Origin of the sequence: Nocardioides sp. PD653-B2, from assembly GCF_002117935.1 — a bacterium.
In the GTDB taxonomy this organism is placed as follows: domain Bacteria; phylum Actinomycetota; class Actinomycetes; order Propionibacteriales; family Nocardioidaceae; genus Nocardioides.
In genome coordinates this window covers 172523-194447 of record NZ_BDJE01000016.1, presented here as the reverse complement: position 1 = coordinate 194447, position 21925 = coordinate 172523, and the positions used below count along the sequence as shown (strand labels likewise).

The following is a 21925-nucleotide window of genomic DNA, read 5'->3' as shown; positions in this document are numbered from 1 at the left end:
GTTCGCGTCCACGAATCCAGATCTTGAATGATCTAACTGAATATGCTTGGTTCCGACATCTGTGAAGACTCCAGGTGATTGGTAACCGCTAGAGTTACGGCGGCCATAGCGAAAGGGAAACACCCGGTCCCATCCCGAACCCGGAAGTTAAGCCTTTCAGCGCCGATGGTACTGCAACCGAGAGGCTGTGGGAGAGTAGGACGCCGCCGGACAACTATTCGAGTAGGGCCACCCCTGTGGGGTGGCCCTACTTGCATTTGCGCGCCCTTTTCCGTCCACAGGAGGCGGTGGTGCCACGATCTTCACAGGGTGGGTTCGTGGCCCGCCCACCTGTCCGTGGCGCCCGCGAGATTTGCTCGCGGAGGTGATGTGCCATGGCTGCACAGAAGACACGAAGCACCGTGAAGTCGTCGGCGGGTGCCGACCGGGAGACCGCCAACGAGGTGCGCTTGGTCGGCCGGCTCTCGCAGGCGCCCGAGGAGCGCGTGCTCCCGAGCGGGGATGCGCTCTGGACGTTCCGGGTCGTCGTCGGCCGGACCGAGGCCGCGGCGCGGGCCCGTCAGAGCGTCGACGCGCTCGAGTGCGTGGCCTGGTCCGGCCGGGCGCGCCGATCGGTGAGCTCGTGGTCGCTCGGCGACGTGGTCGAGGTGAGCGGAGCCCTGCGACGACGGTTCTTCCGGACCGGAGGCTCGGTGGCTTCACGGGTGGAGGTGGAGATGGCGTCCGGACGGGTCATCCGTCGCGCAGGGAGCGGATGAGGACCCCCACGCTCGGTTTCGGCTGGAACGACGTGGCCTTCTCCGGGAGCAACCTGGCCGCCGCGGCGATCCGCACGACCAGGCCGAAGTCGGGCGCGGGCATCAGGACCGCCACGCCGGGGCGCCGGGCGACGGCTGCGAGGGCGTCCTCGACGGTGTGATGGTGTCCGATCGTGCGCGGCGCTCGCTTCAGGAGGGGGATCAGCTCCTCGTGCAGGACCTCGACCGCAGCCTGGTCGGTGGCCAGGGTGAGGCGGAGGGTGGCCCAGCGCCGGCCGTCGGTGGCGGCCAGGACATCGGGTCGCAGGGCGGCGACGGCTGCCTCGGCGGTCGTCTCGTCGAAGGCCGCTCGTGAGGTCTCGCGCAGGGCGTCCAGGGTGACCCCGCCCAGCACGCGGTGGATCGCGCCGAGGAAGAGCGGCGTGTCGGTCTGGTCGACCAGCATGGCGAGGCCGAGGTCGGTGCCGGGGCCGGGGTCGTCCTGCCGCAGCCGGTGGTACGCCGCGAACCGGTGGTGGCCGTCGGCGATCAGCGCCCGGCACGGAGCCAGGGCCGCCTCGAGGGTCGCCAGCTCGGCCGGGTCGCGGATCGCCCAGACGCGGTGCTGCTGGCGGCCGCGATCGGTGAAGTCGAGGTACGGCGTGCGGGTCTGCACCTGCTCGAGCAGGTCGCGCGCCCGCGCCGGACCGCGGTGCACGAGCAGGATCGGTGCCGGGTTGAGCTCCATCTGCGCCATCCGGTGCGCCAGCTCGTCCGCCTGGGCGGGGTGGATGCCCTCGTGCGGCAGCACCGCGACGTCCTCCCACGTCGCTGCGGGTCGGGAGATGTCGAGCGCGCCGACCAGCCCGCGCACGATGATCCCGCCCGCGGCGTACTCGTGGAGGTAGAGGGCGGGGGTGTCGTCGTGGATGACCTGCCCCCGGCCTTCGAGACGCCGGAACCGTTCGCCCACGTCGCCGTACGGACGGGCGAAGGCCCGGGCCGACGCCGCGTCACCGATCCGGGTGGCGGCCAGGGACAGGCCGCGAAAGGGGAGGAGTCGCAGAGGTCGGGACACCCGTGGAGGGGTGACCACGGCGTCGACGTCCATCGGAGCATCGTAGGGTGCCACCACGCCCGGTCCCTGAGGAGGCATCTGTGCTCGGCTCGTCCGACGAGGCCCTGTGTCGGGCCTATGACCTGGCCATGCTGGACCTCGACGGGGTCGTCTACGTCGGTGGTGCGGCGGTCCCGGGCGCGCCCGCCCACCTGGCGTCGGCGCGCGAGCAGGGGATGCGGCTCGCGTTCATCACCAACAACGCCTCCCGCCCGCCCGGGGTGGTCGCCGCGCACCTCACCGAGCTCGGTGTGGAGGCGGAGGCCGCCGACGTGGTGACGTCGGCGCAGGCTGCCGCGAGGGTGCTCGTCGACCGGTACGGCGCGGGCGCACGGGTGGTCTGCCTGGGCGCGGAGGGGCTCCAGGACGCTCTCGAGGAGGACGGCCTGGTGCCCGTGGGGGTGGAGGACGACGCCGCCGCGATCGTGACCGGCTACGGCCCCCAGGTCCCGTGGGGCGACATCATGCGCGCGGCGGTGCGGGTCCGCGACGGGCTGCCGTGGGTGGCCAGCAACACCGACCTGACCTTCCCCGCGGCCTTCGGCGTGGCTCCGGGGCACGGGGTGCTGGTCGAGATGCTGCGCTCGTTCACCGGGGTCGACCCGGTCGTGGCCGGCAAGCCGGAGCGGCCGCTGCTCGACGAGACGGTGCGCCGGGTGGGCGGGCGTCGACCGCTGATGGTCGGCGACCGCCTCGACACCGACATCGAGGGCGCGCAGCGGGCCGGCTACGACTCGCTGCTGGTGCTCACCGGGGTCACCGGCCTGGAGGACCTGGTCGCGGCGACGAAGGAGCTGCGCCCGACGTTCGTGGCACCCGACCTGGCGGGCCTCCTGGCCGCGCAGCGGGCGCCGTCCGAGGACGACGGGGCCTTCGAGCTGGGCGGCTGGCGCGCGACGGTCGGCGGTGGCCGGCTCGACGTGGGCGGGTCGGGCGAGCCGGACGACTGGTGGCGGGTCGCGGCGAGCGCGGCCTGGGCCCACCTCGACGCCACCGGGGAGACCGTGGACCTGTCGGGTGTCGAGGTGCCCGGGCGGTAGCCTCGGAGCCATGACAGAGGACGCCGACTTCCCCGGACCGGACGTGCCGGACTTCGAGGACCCGGAGCCCGAGCGGGTGCGCACCGACGTGCCGGAGGTCGACGAGGTGATCGCGGCCGTCGAGGAGCTCGAGGACCGTCCGATCGAGGAGCACGTGGGCGTGTTCGAGACCGCCCACGACCAGCTGCGCCGAGCGCTGGACACGCCTGCCGACCCGTCCTGATGCCACCACGACGGCTGCGCCTCGACGCCGAGCTGGTCCGCCGGGGACTGGCCCGCTCGCGCGACCACGCCAGCGAGTTGATCGAGCAGGGGCGGGTGCGGGTCTCCGGTGCCGTGGCGACCAAGCCGGCGACCGGGGTGACGACCGATCTCGCGATCCGGGTGGTCGAGGACCCCGACCGGCCCGACTACGTCTCACGGGGCGGGCACAAGCTGGCCGGTGCGCTGGCGGCGTTCGAGCCCGAGGGCTTCGTGGTCGCCGGTCGGCGGTGTCTCGACGCCGGTGCCTCGACCGGCGGGTTCACCGACGTGCTGCTGCGCCACGGCGCCGCCCAGGTGGTCGCCGTCGACGTCGGCTACGGACAGCTGGCCTGGCGGCTCCAGCAGGACGAGCGGGTCGTGGTGCACGACCGGATGAACGTCCGCGAGCTGACGCCCGAGCTCATCGGCGGGCCGGTGGACGTGGTGGTCGGCGACCTGTCGTTCATCTCGCTCGCGCTGGTGCTGGACGCACTGCTCGGGGTGACGGCGCCGGACGGCGACCTCGCCCTGATGGTGAAGCCACAGTTCGAGGTGGGCAAGGACCGCCTCGGCAAGGGCGGGGTCGTCCGGGACCCGGCGCTGCGCGCCGAGACCGTCGCGGGCGTGGCGGCGGCGGCCGCCGCCCGGGGCTGGGGCGCCCGCCAGGTGGCCACCAGCCCGCTGCCCGGCCCGTCCGGCAACGTCGAGTTCTTCCTGTGGCTCCGGCGCGGTCCGGCGACCCTCGACGAGGAGTCCATCCACACCGCGGTGCGCAGTGCCGCGCCCCCGGGGGCGGCGGGTGAGAGGGTGGACCCGTGACGAGCACCGACCCCACCTCGACCCGTCGCGTGCTGATGATCGCGCACACCGGGCGCGACGAGGCGCGCGACGTCGCGCGCGCGTTCGCCAAGGCCCTGACCGCCCACGGGCTCGTCGTCCGGCTGCTGGCCAAGGAGGCCGCGGACCTCGGCCTGGAGCCGAGCGTCGGACAGTCGATCGAGGTCGTGGCCGCCGAGAGCGCCGCCAGCGTCGACTGCGAGCTGGTGCTCGTGATCGGCGGCGACGGGACCATCCTGCGGGCCGCGGAGATCACCCGAGACACCGGCGCCCCGGTGCTGGGGGTCAACCTCGGCCACGTCGGCTTCCTCGCCGAGGCGGAGTACGACGACCTCGAGTCGACGATCGACGCCATCGTGCACCGCCGCTACACCTCCGAGGACCGGCTCACGCTCGACGTGACGGTCCACCGCGACGGCGAGATGGTCTACCAGACCTGGGCGCTCAACGAGGCCAGTGTCGAGAAGGCCGCCCGCCAGCGGATGCTCGAGGTCGTCGTCGAGGTCGACGGCCGACCGCTCTCCCGGTGGGGCTGCGACGGCGTCGTCTGCGCGACGCCGACCGGCTCCACGGCCTACAACTTCAGCGCCGGTGGTCCGGTCGTGTGGCCGGGGGTCGAGGCGCTGCTGATGGTCCCGATCAGCGCCCACGCGCTCTTCGCCCGTCCGCTCGTGGTGGCGCCGACCTCGGTGCTCGCGGTCGAGGTGCTGGCTCGCACCGAGGGGGCCGGTGTGCTGTGGTGCGACGGGCGCCGCTCGGTCGACCTGCCGCCCGGCGCCCGGATCGAGGTCCGCCGCGGTGCCTCGCCGGTGCGGCTGATCCGGCTGCACGAGGCGCCGTTCACCGACCGGCTGGTCGCGAAGTTCGGGCTGCCCGTCGAGGGCTGGCGCGGATCCACCGAGCGCCGCCGGCGGCTGGCCGAGGAGACCGATGCTTGAGGAGATCCGGATCACCTCGCTCGGGGTCATCGAGTCGTCGACCCTCGAGCTCGGCCCCGGACTCACGGTGATCACGGGTGAGACCGGCGCCGGCAAGACGATGATCGTCACCGCGCTCGGGCTGCTGCTGGGCGGGAGGGCCGACACCGGCGCCGTCCGCACCGGCGCGAAGACCGCTCGCGTGGAGGGCGTCGTGCACGTCGGCGACCTGGCCCGCTTCGCCGAGACGGTCGAGGACGCCGGCGGCGTGGTGGAGGACGACCGGGTGGTGCTGGCCCGCAACGTCTCGGCCGAGGGCCGCTCGCGCGCGTTCGTGGGCGGGGCGTCCGTCCCGGTCTCGTCCCTCGCCGAGGTCGCCGAGCCGCTGGTCGCCGTGCACGGGCAGTCCGACCAGCACCGGCTGCTCCAGGCCCGCGCCCAGCGCGAGGCGCTCGACCGCTTCGGAGGCCCGGCGCTCGCGGGCCTGCTCTCGACGTACGCCGACCTGCACCGCCGCCTGGAGGCCACCGAGCGTGAGCTCGAGGAGGTCGTCGCCAGCGCCCGTGAGCGGGCCCAGGAGGCCGACCTGCTGCGCTTCGGGCTCGGTGAGGTCGAGGCCGTGGCCCCGGAGCCGGGGGAGGACACCGCGCTCGCGGCGGAGGAGTCCCGCCTGGGCTACGCCGACACCCTGCGCACCGCCGCCGAGCAGGCCCGGGAGGCCCTCTCGAGCGAGCAGGGCGACCCGGACGCCCTGGCGGCCACCTCGGCGGCGCGCACCCTGCTGGACGGCGTCCGCGAGCACGACGCCGAGGCCGGGGAGCTGGCCGACCGGCTGGCCGAGATCACCTACCTGCTGTCCGACCTGGCCGCCGACGTCGCGTCGTACGCCGCCCGGATCGACACCGACCCGGCCCGCCTCGCCGCGGTCTCCGACCGTCGGGCGGCGCTGACGGCGCTGACCCGCAAGTACGGCGCCACGATCGACGAGGTGCTGGCCTGGGCGGAGCGTTCGTCCACCCGGCTGCTCGACCTCGACCACACCGACGAGCGGATCGAGGAGCTGCGCGCCGAGCAGGACGTGCTCCGGCGGGAGCGGCAGGAGGCCGCCGCGGCGTTGTCGGCTGCCCGGACCGAAGCAGCCGCACGGCTCGGTGGGGAGGTCACCACCGAGCTCGCCCTGCTCGCGATGCCGCACGCCCGGCTCACCGTGGACGTGCGACCCGCGGACCGGTTCACCGCATCCGGCGCGGACGAGGTCGAGCTGATGCTGGCCGCCAACACCGGCTCCGACCCGCGCCCGCTCACCAAGGGCGCCTCCGGCGGCGAGCTCTCCCGGGTGATGCTCGCCCTCGAGGTCGCGCTCGCCGGCACCAGCCCGGTCCCGACGTTCGTCTTCGACGAGGTCGACGCCGGCGTCGGGGGAGCGGCCGCGGTCGAGGTGGGCCGCCGGCTCGCGCGGCTGGCCCGCACGGCCCAGGTGCTCGTGGTGACCCACCTGCCCCAGGTGGCGGCGTACGCCGACCGGCACGTCGTCGTGGAGAAGTCCTCCGACGGCACCGTGACCAGCTCCGGGCTGACCGTGCTCGACGACGAGCAGCGCGAGCGCGAGCTGTCTCGGATGCTGGCCGGACTGGCCGACTCCGACACCGCGCTGGCGCACGCCCGCGAGCTGCTGGACGTCGCGCAGGAGGCCCGCGCGGGCGGCTGACGGCCGACGCGCCCGGCTCCGGTCGTTGCCGGAAACGACCGAGGCAGGCTGGAAGCATGGGACCGGTCATGAGGATGCCCGTACGACAGCGCCCCGCGCTGGACCAGCCCGGCATCGTCGGGACCGCACGCGTCGAACGACGGACCCGGGTGCTGCTGCCCCGGCTGCGCCCCGGCGACATCGCCGTGCTCGACCACCTGGACCTGGACCGCGCGAGCGCCCAGGCCCTCGTCGACGCCGACGTGGCCGCCGTGGTGAACGCGTCCGCGATGATCTCCGGTCGCTACCCGAACCTCGGCCCGGAGGTGCTCGTCGACGCCGGGATCCTGGTCGTCGACGGGGTCGGACCCGACGGCCTCGGGGCCATCGCCGACGGCGGCACGGTGCGGGTCCACGACGGCGTCGTCTATGCCGGCGACACGCCCGTGGCGACCGGCCGCGAGGTCGACCCGGAGACGGTCCGCGCCGAGATGGCCCGCGCGCGGACCGGTCTGGCGACCCAGCTCGAGACCTTCACCCACAACACCACCGAGTTCCTCCGTCGTGAGGAGGACCTGCTGCTGCACGGTCGCGGCGTGCCCCGCCTCGCGACCCGGGTGGCCGGTCGCCCGGTGGTGGTGGTCGTGCGCGGCCACGAGTTCGAGTCCGAGCTCGAGCGCATCCAGGTGTTCGTGCGCGAACAGCACCCGGTCCTGATCGGCGTCGGGCGCGGCGCCGACGTCCTCCGCGCGGCCGGCCTGCGGCCCGACGTCGTGGTGGTCGACGCGACCGCCGACGAGTCCGAGATGCCGCACGCGAAGACCCTGCGCGCCGCCCGCGACGTCGTCGTCCGCCTCGACCGGGGCGCCGGCCGGTCCGCGGTCGACCAGCTCGAACGGACGGGGGTCCGTCCGCTGCGCTTCGAGTCCGGGGCCACCCCTGAGGACGTCGCCCTGATCCTGGCCGACACGTCCGAGGCCGCCGTGATCGTCGGCGTGGGGATGCACGCCACGCTCGACGAGTTCCTCGACAGCCAGCGGTCGGGCCTGGCCAGCACCTACCTGACCCGGCTCAAGGTCGGGCCGCGGCTGGTCGACGCCGCCGCGGTCCCGTACCTCTACTCCGGTCGGGTGCGCCCCCGGCACCTGATGCTGGTGATGCTCGCCGGCCTGGTCGCCCTCGCCGCCGCCATCGCCGTGACCCCGGTCGGGCAGGAGTGGGCCGACTCGCTCACCGCCGGGCTCGACGACCTCCTCGACACCGTGACCGGCTTCGCCCAAGGACTCTTCTCGTGATCTCGTACCGCCACCACATCGTCTCCCTCGTGGCCGTCTTCCTGGCCCTCGCGATCGGCGTCGCCCTCGGCGGCGGACCGCTCAGCGACCTGGGCCGCGACGACAGGCCCGCCTCGGCGACCACCCGCGAGCAGCGCACGGCGGCGCGCACCGCGTCGTACGGCGACGACTTCGCCGCCGCGTCGGCGGCGACGCTGTACGCCGCCGGGCTGCGCGGCCACCCGGTCTCCGTGCTGACGATGCCCGGCGCCGACGGCGCCGTCGTGAGCGCGCTGGGCGCCCAGGTCGAAGCCGCCGGCGGCACCGTCGCCAGCAGCTACGACGTGCAGCCGACGCTCGTCGACGGGTCCAAGAAGTCGCTGGTGGACGCGCTGGGCAGCCAGCTGATGACCCAGCTCGGCTCGGGCGCGGTCACCGCGGACGCGCCGACCTACGAGCGGCTGGGCCAGCTCCTGGGTCTCGCCGTCGCGGACGACGACCTGCCGAGCTCGGAGGCCGACTCGATCCGCCAGAGCCTGGCGGGCGCCGAGCTGCTGGCCTCTCCCGACACCGCGGGCCGCGCCCCGACCGTGCTGGTCGTGCTCGGTGACGAGATCGACCCGGCGATCCTGTCGGGCCTGGTGTCGGGGCTGGCCGCCAAGGCGACCGGGGTCGTGGTGGCCGGTGACGCCGCCTCCGCGACCCCCGCCGGCGATCTCTCGGCCCTGCGTGCGGAGCCCGCGGCCGACGAGGTCGCGACCGTGGACGGGGCCGACACCCCGCTCGGCCAGGTGACCGCCGTGCTGGCCCTGATCCGCTCGCTGTCCGTCCCCGGGGGCTCGTTCGGTGCGTCGGGGTCCGACGGACCGGTCCCACTGAAGTAGGATGGAGTTCCGTGAGCAACGGCAGCCCCACCAAGCACGTATTCGTCACCGGAGGCGTCGCCTCCTCGCTCGGCAAGGGCCTCACGGCATCCAGCCTCGGGAGCCTGCTGAAGGCGCGCGGTCTCCGCGTGACCATGCAGAAGCTGGATCCCTATCTGAACGTGGATCCCGGGACGATGAACCCGTTCCAGCACGGCGAGGTCTTCGTGACCAACGACGGCGCCGAGACCGACCTCGACATCGGCCACTACGAGCGGTTCCTCGACACCGACCTCGGCCAGATCGCCAACGTGACGACGGGGCAGGTCTACTCGAGCGTGATCGCCAAGGAGCGCCGCGGCGACTACCTCGGCGACACCGTGCAGGTGATCCCGCACATCACCAACGAGATCAAGGAACGCATCCTCGCCATGGGTGGTCCCGGGGTCGACGTGGTGATCACCGAGGTCGGCGGCACGGTCGGTGACATCGAGTCGCTGCCGTTCCTCGAGGCCGCCCGCCAGGTGCGCCACGACATCGGCCGCGGCAACGTCTTCTTCCTGCACGTCTCGCTGGTGCCCTACATCGGCCCGTCCGGCGAGCTGAAGACCAAGCCCACCCAGCACTCGGTGGCCGCCCTGCGGCAGGTCGGCATCCAGCCCGACGCGGTCGTGTGCCGCGCCGACCGGGAGCTGCCCGACTCCATCAAACGCAAGATCTCGCTGATGTGTGACGTCGACCAGGAGGCCGTGGTCACCGCAGCCGACGCGCCGTCCATCTACGACATCCCGAAGGTGCTGCACCGCGAGGGCCTCGACGCCTACCTCGTGCGCCGCCTCGACCTGCCCTTCCGCGACGTCGACTGGACGGTCTGGGACGACCTGCTCCGACGCGTGCACCACCCCAAGGAGGAGGTCACGGTCGCGCTGGTCGGCAAGTACATCGACCTCCCCGACGCGTACCTCTCGGTGGGCGAGGCGTTGCGCGCCGGCGGCTTCGCCCACGAGGCGAAGGTCAACATCCGCTGGATCGCCTCCGACGAGTGCCAGACCCCGGCCGGGGCGGCCCGCAACCTGCAGGACGTCGACGCGGTCTGCGTGCCCGGTGGCTTCGGCGTCCGCGGCATCGAGGGCAAGCTGGGCGCGCTGACCTACGCGCGCACCCACGGCATCCCGACCCTCGGCCTGTGCCTGGGCCTGCAGTGCATGGTGATCGAGTACTCCCGCCAGGTCGTCGGCCTGGAGAAGGCCGGCTCCACCGAGTTCGACCCGGACACGCCCGAGCCGGTGATCGCGACCATGAACGAGCAGCTCGAGTACGTCGAGGGCGCCGGCGACCTGGGCGGCACCATGCGGCTCGGGCTCTACCCCGCGGCGCTCAAGGAGGGCTCGGTGACCCGCGCGGCGTACGGCGAGGCCCTCATCGAGGAGCGGCACCGGCACCGTTACGAGGTCAACAACCACTACCGCGAGCAGCTCGAGGCGGCCGGCCTGGTCTTCTCCGGGACGTCCCCGGACAACAACCTGGTCGAGTTCGTCGAGCTGCCGCGCGACGTGCACCCCTACTACGTCTCGACCCAGGCCCACCCGGAGCTGCGGTCGCGCCCGACGCGTCCGCACCCGCTCTTCGCCGGCCTGGTCGGTGCGGCCATCGAGCGGCAGAAGGAGCTGCGCTTCCCGATCGACGAGAGCGGGCTGCGCCGCGAGCCGGGACCCGGCGAGGACTGACCCGTCAGCGGGTCCACCCGGCGAACACCGGGATCGGGCCGCGGACCGGCTTGCCGTCGCTGACCCGGCGTACGGCGCGCGCGTCCTCCTCCGGGCTGTGGGTCGCCAGGAACCGGTCCGAGATCCACACGGGCGTGGGCATGCCCGGCCCGGTGCGTGACGTGCCGAGGTCGCGCCGGTCGGCGACGTCGCCGACCGGCGCCAGGACGATGTGGAAGCCCCGGTCGCGCCGGATCCAGGCGAGCGTGCTCCCGTCGGGGCTGGCGGTGATGCCGTCCGCCTGCTCGAGGGTGAGCCTGAGCTCCGGATCCCAGCAGGACAGCGGCTCGTCGGGCGACACGGGCACGGTGAACAGCTGGCAACGGCGGCCGCTCTCCTCGCCGTCGGGGTGCCGGCGGACCACGATCGCACCGTCGGCGGCGGGCAGGTCCGTCGGGCGGTAGCCGGAGAGCTGGCGCACCCGCTCGCCGGTCGCGGTGTCGTACAACCAGAGGACCTGGGCGCCCCCGCCGCGGCCGAGGAGCGCGACGTGGGAGCCGTCGCGGGAGAACTGCGGGTCGGCGCCGAACCAGTTGCTGCGGGGCGGCGCGGGCAGGTCGAGCCGGGCGTCGGTGTCGATCGTGACCAGGTGGACGACGTCGGCGGCGGCGCAGGCCGAGTCCCCTTCGCCGGGGTCGGCGTACGTCGCGAGCTCCCCGTCGTACGAGATCGCCTGCTCGTCGACGCAGTGGCTGATGTCGTCGGCCAGCACGTGGGTGTCGCCGTCGCCGCCGACCAGCACCTTCACCCGGTTGCCGGACAGGCCGCGGTACTTCGCGAAGAGGATGCGTCCCGTCGGGGCGACGTGGGGCTCGAGGAAGGCCCGCGCCGAGAGGACGCGCTCGCTGTGGTGCGGGTAGCGGATCTCGACGCGGTAGATCCCGCCACGCTCGGTGGCGATCAGGAACGGGCCGCTCAGCGGCGGGTCCAAGGCGCCGGCGGGTGGCACCGGGAGCAGCGTCGTGACCGCGAGAGCCAGTGCCGTGACGGCGATGCCGAGATGCCTGCGTCCGAGAGCCATCGGGCCACGGTACCGTCGCGCGCATGTCGACCCCTGAGCTCGCCGACGTCCCCGAGGAGTGGCCGGTCGCCGACAGCGGCTACGCCTACGAGGGAGGGTGGGTCGTCAAGCTCCGTGACGACCGTATCCGTCGGCCGGGGCATCCCGAGGAGGAGCCGTTCTCGCGGCTGGTGCTCGAGCACCCCGGCGCCGCGGTGATCCTCGCCGTGGACGACCGGGAGCGCGCCTTCTGCCTGTGGCAGTACCGGCACGCGGTGGGGCGGACGCTCGTCCAGCTCCCGGCCGGCCTGTGCGACGTCGACGGTGAGGAGCCGCTCGAGGTGGCGCGCCGCGAGCTGGTCGAGGAGGCCGGGCTGGCGGCGACCGACTGGACGCACCTCGTCTCGACGTACTCCTCGCCGGGCATCTCCCAGGAGGTCGGCCACTACTTCCTGGCTCGCGGCCTCAGCCCGGTCGACCGCGGCGACTTCGAGCCCGAGCACGAGGAGGCCGAGATGCAGACCGGCTGGGTGCCGCTCGACGAGCTGCGCGACGCGGTGCTGGCCGGACGGCTGCAGGACGCGCACCTCGTGATCGCCCTGCTCACGGCCCAGGCGCGCGGGCTGGTGGGCTGACCGCCTCTCCGTCCTCGCCTCCCGGTGCCCGATTCCCCTGCTGGGGCACCTCCGGCTCGACGGGCGATAGTGTCGGACCGCCGCCACAAGGGCGTGGCGTCCGTGCGAGCCAGGAGGAAGTGCGCAGATGAAGATCGGCGTCCCGAAGGAAGTCAAGAACCACGAGTACCGGGTGGCCATCACGCCGATCGGCGTGCACGAGCTGACGGCTCACGGTCACGAGGTCTTCATCGAGCAGGGCGCGGGCGTGGGCTCGCAGATCCTCGACCAGGAGTACGCCGCGGCCGGGGCGACGATCGTGGCGACGCCCGAGGAGGCGTGGGGCACGAGCGGCGGCATCGACCTGGTGCTGAAGGTCAAGGAGCCGGTGTCCGAGGAGTACCCCCGGATGCGCGAGGGGCTGACCCTCTTCACCTACCTGCACCTGGCCGCCGACAAGCCGCTGACCGAGGAGCTGCTGAAGCGCAAGGTCACCGCCATCGCCTACGAGACCGTGCAGCTGCCCTCGGGCGGGCTGCCGCTCCTCTACCCGATGTCCGAGGTCGCCGGCTGCCTCGCCCCCCAGGTCGGCGCCTACTCGCTGCTCAAGGCCCAGGGCGGCCGCGGCGTGCTGATGGGCGGCGTGGGCGGTGTCGCGAACGCGAAGGTCGTCATCATCGGGGCCGGCGTCTCGGGCCAGAACGCCGCCAACATCGCGCTCGGCATGGGCGCCGACGTCACCCTGCTCGACACCGACCTGGACAAACTGCGGATGTCGTTCTGGCGCTACAACAACCGGGTGCACGGCCTCGCGTCGTCGAAGCTCGCGATCGAGCAGCAGGTGATGGAGGCCGACATGGTGATCGGCGCGGTGCTGATCCCGGGCGCCGCGGCACCGAAGCTGGTCTCCAACGAGCTGGTCTCGCGGATGAAGCCGGGCTCGGTGCTGGTCGACATCGCCGTCGACCAGGGCGGCTGCTTCGAGGACACCCACGCGACCACCCACGCGGACCCGACGTACACCGTGCACAACTCGACGTTCTACTGCGTGGCGAACATGCCCGGCGCGGTGCCGAACACCTCGACGTACGCGTTGACCAACGCGACCATGCCGTACGCCGTGGCGCTCGCCGACAAGGGCTGGGCCCAGGCCTGCCGGGACGACCGCAGCCTCGCGCTCGGCCTCAACACCCACGACGGCCGGCTCACCAACCGGCCCGTGGGCGAGGCCGTCGGCATCGACGCCGTCCCCCTCGAGGAGGCTCTTGCCTAGACCCCCCATGCCTGACATCACCCGTGCGGTGCGCACCTACCTCGACCACCTGTCGGTCGAGCGCGGCCTCGCTGCGAACACGCTGACGTCGTACCGGCGCGACCTCCGGCGCTACGCCGGCTACCTCGCCGAGTGCGGCATCGACGAGCTGTCGGCGATCACGGAGGGGACGGTGTCGGGTTTCCTCGTGCGGCTGCGCGAGGGCGACGCCGACCACCCGGCGCTGAGCGCGACGTCGGCGGCGCGGACGGTCGTCGCGGTGCGCGGCTTCCACAAGTTCGCGGTGGCCGACGGCCTGGCCACGGTCGACCCGGCGAGCGCCGTGAAGCCGCCGTCGCCCGCGAAGCGGCTGCCCAAGGCGCTGCCGCTGGCCGACGTCGAGGCGATCCTCGAGGCCGCCGGCGCGCCCGGCACGACGCTGGCGCTGCGCGACCGGGCGCTGCTGGAGGTGCTCTACGGCACCGGCGCGCGGATCTCCGAGGCGGTCGGGCTCGACGTCGACGATCTGGACCCCGTCGACGGGACCGTGCTGCTGCGCGGCAAGGGCAGCAAGGAGCGACTGGTGCCGGTCGGGTCCTACGCCCGGGAGGCGGTCGACGCCTACCTGGTGCGCGGGCGCCCCGAGCTGGTGGCCGCGTCGACCAAGGCGACCACCGGGGGAGCGCTGTTCCTCAACGCCCGCGGCGGACGGCTCTCCCGGCAGTCGGCGTGGGCGGTGCTGGTCAAGGCCGCCGAGCGGGCCGGCGTGACCCGCGACGTCTCGCCGCACACGATGCGGCACTCGTTCGCCACCCACCTGCTCGACGGCGGGGCCGACGTGCGTGTCGTCCAGGAGCTGCTGGGACACGCGTCGGTCACGACGACGCAGGTCTACACGCTCGTCACCGTCGACAACCTGCGCGAGGTCTTCGCGACGGCGCACCCCCGAGCACGGGACTAGTGGTCTCGATACGCCCGGTCGCGACCTCGTTCCTCGGTCGTGACCGGGCTACTCGACCGACGACGGGCCACGGCGGTCGATCAGGGAGACTGACCACGTGACAGACCTGTTGGACGAGATCACCCAGGCGGCCGCCGACCGCGGGCTGACGCTCTACCCGCACCAGGAGGAGGCGATCCTCTCGATCCTGGCGGGCGACAACGTCGTGCTCGCGACCCCCACCGGGTCGGGCAAGTCGCTGGTCGCCGAGGCGGCCCACCGCGCCGCGCTCGCCGAGGACCGGGTCTCGTTCTACACCGCCCCGATCAAGGCGCTCGTCAGCGAGAAGTTCTTCGCGCTGTGCGAGGTCTTCGGGGCCGACAACGTCGGCATGCTCACCGGCGACGCCTCGGTCAACGCGGACGCGCCGATCATCTGCTGCACCGCCGAGGTGCTGGCCAACATCGCGCTGCGCGAGGGCACGTCGGCCGACGTCGGGCTGGTCGTCATGGACGAGTTCCACTTCTACGCCGAGCCGGACCGTGGCTGGGCGTGGCAGGTGCCGCTGATCGAGCTGCCGCAGGCGCAGTTCCTGCTGATGTCGGCCACGCTCGGCGACATGACCGAGCTCGCAGCCGACCTGACGCGCCGCAACGGTCGCGAGACGGTGATCGTCGCGGACGCCGTACGCCCCGTGCCCCTGAACTTCACCTGGGCGATGACGCCGATGATCGAGACGCTCGAGGAGCTGGTGACCACCAACCAGTCGCCGGTCTACGTCGTGCACTTCACCCAGAAGGACGCGGTGGAGCAGGCGACGTCCCTGCTGAACGCGGGCTGGGCGGCGGCCGATCGCGAGCAGCGCGACGAGCTGGCGGAACGGCTCGCCGGCTTCCGGTTCGGTGCCGGCTTCGGCAAGACGCTCGCGAAGCTGCTGCGCCGGGGGATCGGCGTCCACCACGCCGGCATGCTGCCGCGCTACCGGCGGGTCGTCGAGCAGCTCGCCCAGGCGGGGCTGCTGCGGGTGATCTGCGGGACGGACACGCTCGGCGTCGGCATCAACGTGCCGATCCGGACGGTCCTCTTCAGCGGGCTCGCGAAGTACGACGGCAACCGGTCGCGGGTGCTGCGCAGCCGCGAGTTCCTCCAGATCGCGGGCCGCGCCGGCCGGGCCGGCTACGACACGGCCGGGTACGTCGTCGTCCAGGCGCCCGAGCACACCATCGCCAACGAGCGGGCCAAGGCGAAGTCCGCGGCCAAGAACGCCGCGATGAGCGCCGAGAAGCAGGCGAAGCGGGGCAGCAAGGCGCAGCTGAAGAAGGCGCCCGAGGGCGCCGTCGTGTGGACCGAGCAGACCTACGACAAGCTGGTCGCCGGCGAGCCCGAGCCGCTGATGTCGCGGATGAAGGTCGACAACGCGATGCTCATCAACGTCCTGGCTCGCGAGGAGGACGCCTTCCCGGTCCTGCGACGGCTCCTGATGGACAACCACGAGGACCGTCGCGCCCAGCTCCGGCTGGCCCGGCGGGCGGTCCGCCTGGCCCGGTCGCTGCTGCGCTCCGGGACGCTGACCCGGCTCGACGAGATCGACGAGTTCGGCCGCCGCTACGTCCTGACCGTCGACCTGCCGGTCGACTTCGCCCTCAACCAGCCGCTCGCGCACTTCGCGCTGGCCGCGCTCGACGTGCTGGACCCGGAGTCCGAGACCTACACCCTCGACATCGTGTCGGTGATCGAGGCGGTGCTCGAAGGTCCGCGCCAGATCCTCTTCCAGCAGCAGCACGTCGCCCGCGGTGAGGCGGTCGCCGAGATGAAGGCCGACGGGATCGAGTACGAGGAGCGGATGACGCTGCTCGAGGAGGTCACCTGGCCGCAGCCGCTCGCCGAGCTGCTCGGCGCGACGTACGAGATCTACCGCGAGCGGCACCCGTGGCTGCGCGAGGACGCGCTGTCGCCGAAGTCGATCGTGCGGGAGATGTACGAGCAGGGCATGAGCTTCACGGACTTCGTCGGGCGCTACCAGCTGGCGCGGTCGGAGGGGCTGGTGCTGCGCTACCTGACGGACGCCTACCGCACGCTGCGCCAGACCGTGCCGGACGCGCACCGCACGCCCGAGCTCGAGGACCTGATCGAGTGGCTGGGGGAGACCGTGCGGCAGACCGACTCGTCGCTGCTCGACGAGTGGGAGGCGCTCAACGACCCCGAGCACGTGCGCGCGGACGTCGCGCACCACGAGCCGCCCCCGTCGCCGCGGCCGATCTCGAAGCAGGACCGGGCGTTCCGGGTGATGGTCCGCAACGCCATGTTCCGTCGGGTCGAGATGGTCGCCCGCGACAACCTGGACGGGTTGATGGCGCTGGAGCGGGCCGCCGCCGACCGCACCGACCCGCCGCGCGACGTCGTGATGACCCGGTCGCTCTGGGACGCCGCGATCGAGGAGTACTACGCCGAGCACGACTCCGTCGCCACCGACGGCGACGCGCGCGGCCCGGCGCTGCTGCACGTCGAGCCGGCTGTCGGTGGGCCCGCGGGGGTGGAGGAGGGGGTCACCGCCCGCCTGTGGCGGGTCCGGCAGACGCTCCACGACCCCGACGGCAACCACGACTGGGTGATCGAGGCGGTCGCCGACCTGGACGCCTCGGACGAGGCCGGTGAGCTCGTGATGGCCGCGGTCGCGATGCGGAACCTCGGCGGCTGACCTTCCTGCGCAACCTCCTCGACCACCGGCGTCAGCGCAGGTAGCAGAACGCGTTCGGGCAGGAGCCGAGCCAGGACCGGCCCCCGGCGAGGCTGGAGATCTGCTTCTTGCCGTCGCGGTCGTCGAACCACAGCATCGCCCAGAGCGGGGACGACGTCAGGGTCTTGGCGGTGCGGGTGACCACCGCGGGGTTCCAGGTGCCGTTGACGCTGCCGTGGGGGCCGACCTCGGTCATCGCCATCCGCTTCACCCGGGCGGCGATCGCGGCGTAGCCCTGCGTCGGGAGGAGGTCCTTGGCGTTGCCGGCGCCGGCCTCGGGGTCGTAGGCGTCGATGCCGGCGAGGTCGACCTTCGCGGGCAGCAGCTTGGCCGGGTCCCGGATCCACGAGCCGACCTTCGCGGCGAAGGAGTAGCCCCAGACGATGTTGTGGACGCCGTCCGCGGCGGCGCGCTCCTGCATGAGCCTCCACAGGTGCCGGTAGGTCGCGGGGTCCGGGTGACCCCACCAGAACCAGTCGCCGTTCGCCTCGTGGAACGGCCGGAACACGACCGCCGCGCCGGCATCCTGCAGCTGCCCGAGCAGCGCCATCTTGGCGTCGAAGTCGCTCCAGAACTCGGCGTACTCGGGCGTCGAGCTGTCGAGCAGCGCGTCCAGGTCGTGCCACCCGCGGTCGGAGAAGCCGTTGCCGTTGCCCGGGTTCGTGGCGTGCCACGAGGCGCTCAGCACGACACCGGACCGGGCGAGCGCCGCCAGGTCGGCGAGCACCTGGTCCTGGAACGGGAACTCGTAGGTGCCGCTCAGCGCCAGCTCCTGGAGGTCGAAGCCGACCACGGAGACCCGCCGGTTGCCGAGCGCGGTCAGGGGCGCGGCGTAGGCAGAGCTGGACACGTTGAGCTGCTGACCGACTCCCATCAGCCCGGTCGACCGCCACGAGTCCAGGCGGGCGGCGAGGCAGCGGGCGGCGGGGGTCGCGAGCGGGTCGACGAGCGCGGGCTTCGGGGTGCAGGTCGCCGGGTCGGTCACCTTGAGGACCGCCGGGGCGGAGCGCCGGACGGGCAGGTTGCCCTGGGCGGGCGCGACGATGCGGAGGACCTGGCTGCCGACCATGCTGGTGTCGAGGGGGACGACGGCGCGCCCGGCGCCGTTGCTGGTCGCGTTGCCGAGCGTCGACCAGACGCCGTCGCTCAGGGTCTCGACGGTGAGCGACCGCGTCCTCGCCGGGGTCAGCTGCGCGACGAGCGAGGCAGGCTCCCCGGCGATGACCACCGGGGGAGCGAGCCGGGCGGTGAGCGTGGTGGCGACCTTCTCGACGGGCAGCGGGCGCGCGTGGACAGGGGTCGCCCCGGACGCGATCAAGCCCCCCGTGAGCAACCCCGCCAGCAGGACCTCGACGGCCGCGGATGGGCGCACCCCCGCAGTCTAGGCTCGGGGCATGACCGACGTCGCGACTTCGCACAATCCCGAGGTCAGCCGGTACGAGGCCCGCCTCGACGGCGAGCTGGCCGGGTTCGCCGAGTACGAGCTCACCGACCAGCTGGTGATCTTCACCCACACCCAGGTGGAGGACGCCTACGAGGGCCGCGGGGTCGGCAGCGCCCTGGCCCGGTTCGCGCTGGACGACGTCCGCGCCTCCGGCACCCGGAAGGTGCTCCCGTTGTGCCCCTTCATCAAGGGCTGGATCGAGAAGCACCCGGACTATGCGGACCTGGTGGCCGACCCGCCGTCCGGCACGAAGCAGTCCTGATCTCCTCCACAGGTGAGTGCACAGGCAGGCCCCTGCCTGTGCAACTGCCGACTGGCGAGTGCACAACTCATCAACAGATTTCCCCTGCGGGCTGGGGGTTTCCGGCTTCGGCTTGTCGCCGTCGGAGGGCGGTCCTAGAGTCGCCCGAGTCGGCCACAAGTCGTTGTGTCGACATGTCGGTGAGGAGCGTCGAATGAGCGCAGGTGGCAGCTTTCGGGGATCGTTCCCCCAGTCCGGGAGTTCCGGGAGCACCGCCGGCGAGATCCCCCCGATGGTCCGCACGTCCCTGTCGCCCCGCCCTTCCCCCCATCCTTCGCCCCACCCTTCGCAGAGTCTCGGAGATGAGCTGCCCGTGGCCGACCCCCTTCCGTTCGAGCGCCCGACCCCCGAGGAGCCGGTCACCCCGGTCCCGGCCGAGGTGTCGCTCGGTCCGACCGGACGCCCGATGCCGGACATCCCGGAGCCGCGGGCCCTCACGGAGCACGGTCACGCCCGCGTGGTGTCGATGTGCAACCAGAAGGGCGGCGTCGGCAAGACGACGACCACGATCAACCTGGGTGCGTCGCTGGCCGAGTACGGCCGCAAGGTGCTGCTCGTCGACTTCGACCCGCAGGGCTCGTTGTCGGTCGGTCTCGGGCTCAACCCGCACGAGATGGACCTGACGATCTACAACCTCCTGATGCAGCGCGACGTCGAGGTCGACGACGTCATCGTGCCGACCGGGGTCGAGGGCATGGACCTGCTGCCCTCCAACATCGACCTGTCGGCGGCCGAGGTGCAGCTGGTGCACGAGGTCGCTCGCGAGCAGACCCTGCAGCGGGTGCTCGCGCCGGCGTTGGAGAAGTACGACATCGTCCTCATCGACTGCCAGCCCTCGCTCGGCCTGCTCACCGTCAACGCGCTCACCGCGTCCGACGGGGTCATCGTGCCCCTCGAGTGCGAGTACTTCGCCCTGCGCGGCGTCGCGCTGCTCAAGACGACCATCGACAAGGTGCGCGAGCGGCTCAACCCGAAGCTCGAGATCGACGGCGTCCTCGGCACCATGTACGACGGCCGCACCCTCCACAGCCGTGAGGTCATGGACCGGCTCGTGCAGGCGTGGGGCGACAAGGTGTTCCACACGGTGATCCGCCGGACCGTGAAGTTCTCGGACTCGACCGTCGCGGGCGAGCCGATCACGTCGTACGCCTCGAGCTCGACGGGTGCCGAGGCCTACCGCCAGCTGGCCAGAGAGGTGCTGGATCGTTGTCACGACGAGTGAGCCTCCCGGCCGCCGACGACCTCTTCCGCCCGACCGCACAGCCGGACCACTCCGTCCCGGCCGAGGCGCCGCCCGAGCAGCCCGTGGAGGAGCCGGCCGAGGCCGACACCAGCCCGAAGAAGCCGAGCGGCCGGGTCCGGCACGACGAGAAGATGACGGTCTACATCACCTCGGACGAGCTGCTCGACATCGAGCACGCCCGGCTGATGCTGCGCCGCTCCCAGGGCCTCGCGGTCGACCGCGGGCGCCTGGTGCGGGAGGCCGTCGCGCTGGTGCTGGCCGACTATGAAGCCCAGGGCGACGACAGCGCGCTGGTCCGACGGTTGACCGAGGGATGACGGCCTCCGTCGACCACCCAGCTGCCGCCGTGGACCCTGCGGCGGGGGAGACGCCGGCCTTCGCCGTCCGTCTCGACAACTTCGAGGGTCCCTTCGACCTCCTGCTGAGCCTGATCTCGAAGCACAAGCTCGACATCACCGAGGTGTCGCTCTCGCAGGTCACCGACGAGTTCATCGCCCACGTGAAGGCCGCAGGCCCGACGTGGGAGCTCGAGGAGACGACGTCGTTCCTGCTCGTGGCCGCGACCCTGCTCGACCTGAAGGCCGCGCGGCTGCTGCCCCAGGGCGACATCGAGGACGAGGAGGACCTCGCGCTCCTGGAGGCGCGCGACCTGCTCTTCGCCCGGCTGATGCAGTACCGCGCCTTCAAGCAGGTGGCGACGGTCCTCGAGCAGCGCCTGGCCGTCGAGTCGAAGCGGCACCCGCGTGTCGTCGGGCTGGAGGAGCGGTTCGCCGGCCTGCTGCCCGAGGTGCTGATCGGGATCGGCCTGGAGCAGTTCGCCCAGATCGCGGCGAAGGCGCTCGAGCCCAAGCCGGTGCTCGAGGTCTCGCTGCACCACATCCACGCCGCGAAGGTGAGCGTGCGCGAGCAGGCCGCCCTGGTGGTCGACCGGCTGCGCCGGTCGGGCACGATGACCTTCCGGGCCCTCTGCGGTGACTCGCCCGACCGGCTGACCACCGTGGCGCGGTTCCTCTCGCTGCTCGAGCTGTTCCGTGAGGGGGCCGTGTCGTTCGACCAGGTGACGCCGCTCGGTGAGCTGACCGTGCGCTGGACCGGTGACGACGACGCCGATGTCGACGACCTGATCCACGACGAGTTCGACGGCGCGCCGCCGGAGGCGGACCCACCGGCAGAGGTAGCACCCGAGGGAGACGACGATGAGTGAGACCACCGAGATGACCGAGGCGACCCTCGACGTCCCCGTCGCCGAGCTGCGGCCCTCGCTGGAGGCGGTGCTGATGGTCGCCGACCAGCCGCTCGAGGCGGTCACCCTGGCGACGGCGGTCGGCTACCCGGTCGACGAGGTCACCGAGGCGCTCGGCGCGCTCGCGGCGGAGTACACGGAGCAGGGCCGGGGGTTCGAGCTGCGCAACATCGGCGGCGGCTGGCGCTACTACACCCGCGACGAGTACGCCGCGGTCGTCGAGGGCTTCGTCCTCGACGGGCAGCAGGCCCGGCTGACCCAGGCGGCGCTCGAGACGCTGGCCGTGGTCGCCTACAAGCAGCCGGTGTCGCGGGCCCGGGTCTCGGCCATCCGCGGGGTGAACGTCGACGGCGTCATGCGCACCCTGCTGACCCGCGGCCTCGTGCAGGAGTCCGGCCAGGACCACGAGACCGGAGCCAACCTGTACTCGACCACCGGCTACTTCCTGGAGCGGATCGGCGTCACCTCGATCGACGAGCTGCCGGAGCTCGCGCCGTACCTGCCCGACATGGACGACCTCGAGGACGAGCTCGCCGAGATGGCGGCACCCGTGGCCAGCGAGCAGGCCCCCGAGCCGGCCGCCGAGCCGGCCCCCGACCACCCGCACCCGTCGCCGCACAGCGGCGACGGCACCGAGCCCGACGGCGGGACCGAGCCCACATGAGCAACC

At 72.7% G+C, this 21925-nt stretch carries 21 protein-coding genes and 1 rRNA gene; 19 read left to right on the top strand and 3 right to left on the bottom strand.

Annotation, left to right across the window (positions count from 1 at the left end; translation table 11 throughout):
- The first annotated feature begins 95 nt into the window (after nt 1-95).
- A 5S ribosomal RNA gene (rrf, locus tag PD653B2_RS08045) occupies nt 96-212 on the top strand.
- A gap of 162 nt (nt 213-374) precedes the next feature.
- Entirely contained in the window at nt 375-758 is a 384-nt protein-coding gene (locus PD653B2_RS08040; protein WP_085871804.1) for a single-stranded DNA-binding protein, read from the top strand.
- On the opposite strand, the gene PD653B2_RS08035 is transcribed toward PD653B2_RS08040, so the two are convergent.
- Complete coding sequence (locus tag PD653B2_RS08035) at nt 733-1848, bottom strand: DUF1015 family protein (RefSeq protein ID WP_165763383.1); 1116 nt, start codon at nt 1846-1848, stop codon at nt 733-735. The two genes, PD653B2_RS08040 and PD653B2_RS08035, sit on opposite strands and share 26 nt — an antisense overlap.
- 47 nt (nt 1849-1895) lie before the next feature.
- Here PD653B2_RS08035 and PD653B2_RS08030 point away from each other — a divergent pair, with 47 nt between their 5' ends.
- Genes PD653B2_RS08030 through PD653B2_RS07995 form a run of 8 tightly spaced genes read left to right on the top strand, consistent with a single transcriptional unit; the run spans nt 1896 to nt 10442 of the window.
- On the top strand, nt 1896-2894 hold the full coding sequence (locus PD653B2_RS08030; RefSeq protein ID WP_242665189.1) for an HAD-IIA family hydrolase: 999 nt from the start codon (nt 1896-1898) through the stop codon (nt 2892-2894).
- A gap of 10 nt (nt 2895-2904) precedes the next feature.
- Complete coding sequence (locus PD653B2_RS08025) at nt 2905-3117, top strand: hypothetical protein (protein WP_085871802.1); 213 nt, start codon at nt 2905-2907, stop codon at nt 3115-3117.
- Nucleotides 3117-3956 carry a TlyA family RNA methyltransferase gene (locus tag PD653B2_RS08020; protein WP_085871801.1) on the top strand — a complete coding sequence of 280 codons (840 nt, stop codon included), beginning with the start codon at nt 3117-3119 and terminating at the stop codon, nt 3954-3956. Before PD653B2_RS08025 ends, PD653B2_RS08020 begins: the two co-directional genes overlap by 1 nt.
- A complete protein-coding gene (locus tag PD653B2_RS08015) occupies nt 3953-4912 on the top strand; it encodes an NAD kinase (RefSeq protein WP_207559424.1) in 960 nt (319 codons plus the stop codon). Before PD653B2_RS08020 ends, PD653B2_RS08015 begins: the two co-directional genes overlap by 4 nt.
- The gene (gene recN, locus PD653B2_RS08010) at nt 4905-6599 is read left to right on the top strand and encodes a DNA repair protein RecN (protein ID WP_085871800.1); all 1695 of its coding nucleotides are present in this window, start codon (nt 4905-4907) and stop codon (nt 6597-6599) included. Before PD653B2_RS08015 ends, recN begins: the two co-directional genes overlap by 8 nt.
- Before the next feature lie 56 nt (nt 6600-6655).
- The gene (steA, locus tag PD653B2_RS08005; protein WP_207559423.1) at nt 6656-7873 is read left to right on the top strand and encodes a putative cytokinetic ring protein SteA; all 1218 of its coding nucleotides are present in this window, start codon (nt 6656-6658) and stop codon (nt 7871-7873) included.
- Nucleotides 7870-8736: a copper transporter gene (locus tag PD653B2_RS08000; RefSeq protein ID WP_165763382.1), complete on the top strand. Its 867-nt coding sequence runs from the start codon at nt 7870-7872 to the stop codon at nt 8734-8736. Before steA ends, PD653B2_RS08000 begins: the two co-directional genes overlap by 4 nt.
- Nucleotides 8737-8747: 11 nt before the next feature.
- Entirely contained in the window at nt 8748-10442 is a 1695-nt protein-coding gene (locus tag PD653B2_RS07995; RefSeq protein WP_085871798.1) for a CTP synthase, read from the top strand.
- Between the two features lie 4 nt (nt 10443-10446).
- Here PD653B2_RS07995 and PD653B2_RS07990 read toward each other — a convergent pair whose 3' ends face one another.
- Entirely contained in the window at nt 10447-11502 is a 1056-nt protein-coding gene (locus PD653B2_RS07990; protein WP_085871797.1) for a hypothetical protein, read from the bottom strand.
- A 23-nt stretch (nt 11503-11525) separates the two neighbouring features.
- On the opposite strand from PD653B2_RS07990, the gene PD653B2_RS07985 reads away from it, so the two are divergent.
- From PD653B2_RS07985 to PD653B2_RS07970, 4 genes are all read left to right on the top strand, one after another.
- The gene (locus tag PD653B2_RS07985) at nt 11526-12116 is read left to right on the top strand and encodes an NUDIX domain-containing protein (protein WP_085871796.1); all 591 of its coding nucleotides are present in this window, start codon (nt 11526-11528) and stop codon (nt 12114-12116) included.
- A gap of 127 nt (nt 12117-12243) precedes the next feature.
- The gene (ald, locus tag PD653B2_RS07980) at nt 12244-13368 is read left to right on the top strand and encodes an alanine dehydrogenase (protein ID WP_085871795.1); all 1125 of its coding nucleotides are present in this window, start codon (nt 12244-12246) and stop codon (nt 13366-13368) included.
- A gap of 7 nt (nt 13369-13375) precedes the next feature.
- Nucleotides 13376-14308: a site-specific tyrosine recombinase XerD gene (gene xerD, locus PD653B2_RS07975; RefSeq protein ID WP_085871794.1), complete on the top strand. Its 933-nt coding sequence runs from the start codon at nt 13376-13378 to the stop codon at nt 14306-14308.
- 97 nt (nt 14309-14405) lie between these two features.
- On the top strand, nt 14406-16985 hold the full coding sequence (locus PD653B2_RS07970; protein ID WP_085871793.1) for a DEAD/DEAH box helicase: 2580 nt from the start codon (nt 14406-14408) through the stop codon (nt 16983-16985).
- Between the two features lie 31 nt (nt 16986-17016).
- Here PD653B2_RS07970 and PD653B2_RS07965 read toward each other — a convergent pair whose 3' ends face one another.
- Nucleotides 17017-18396, bottom strand: a complete 1380-nt coding sequence (locus PD653B2_RS07965; RefSeq protein ID WP_085871792.1) for a glycoside hydrolase family 26 protein — start codon at nt 18394-18396, stop codon at nt 17017-17019.
- A 22-nt stretch (nt 18397-18418) separates the two neighbouring features.
- Between PD653B2_RS07965 and PD653B2_RS07960 the strand changes: the two genes are divergently transcribed.
- From PD653B2_RS07960 to scpB, 5 genes are all read left to right on the top strand, one after another.
- Complete coding sequence (locus tag PD653B2_RS07960; protein ID WP_085871791.1) at nt 18419-18730, top strand: GNAT family N-acetyltransferase; 312 nt, start codon at nt 18419-18421, stop codon at nt 18728-18730.
- 271 nt (nt 18731-19001) lie between these two features.
- Nucleotides 19002-19991, top strand: coding sequence for a ParA family protein (locus tag PD653B2_RS07955; RefSeq protein ID WP_085871790.1), 990 nt, complete (start codon nt 19002-19004; stop codon nt 19989-19991).
- Nucleotides 19976-20329 carry a hypothetical protein gene (locus tag PD653B2_RS07950; protein WP_085871789.1) on the top strand — a complete coding sequence of 118 codons (354 nt, stop codon included), beginning with the start codon at nt 19976-19978 and terminating at the stop codon, nt 20327-20329. Before PD653B2_RS07955 ends, PD653B2_RS07950 begins: the two co-directional genes overlap by 16 nt.
- The gene (locus tag PD653B2_RS07945; RefSeq protein WP_085871788.1) at nt 20326-21216 is read left to right on the top strand and encodes a segregation and condensation protein A; all 891 of its coding nucleotides are present in this window, start codon (nt 20326-20328) and stop codon (nt 21214-21216) included. The genes PD653B2_RS07950 and PD653B2_RS07945 overlap by 4 nt, the downstream gene beginning before the upstream one ends.
- The gene (scpB, locus tag PD653B2_RS07940) at nt 21209-21919 is read left to right on the top strand and encodes an SMC-Scp complex subunit ScpB (RefSeq protein ID WP_085871787.1); all 711 of its coding nucleotides are present in this window, start codon (nt 21209-21211) and stop codon (nt 21917-21919) included. Before PD653B2_RS07945 ends, scpB begins: the two co-directional genes overlap by 8 nt.
- Nucleotides 21920-21925: the final 6 nt, after the last annotated feature.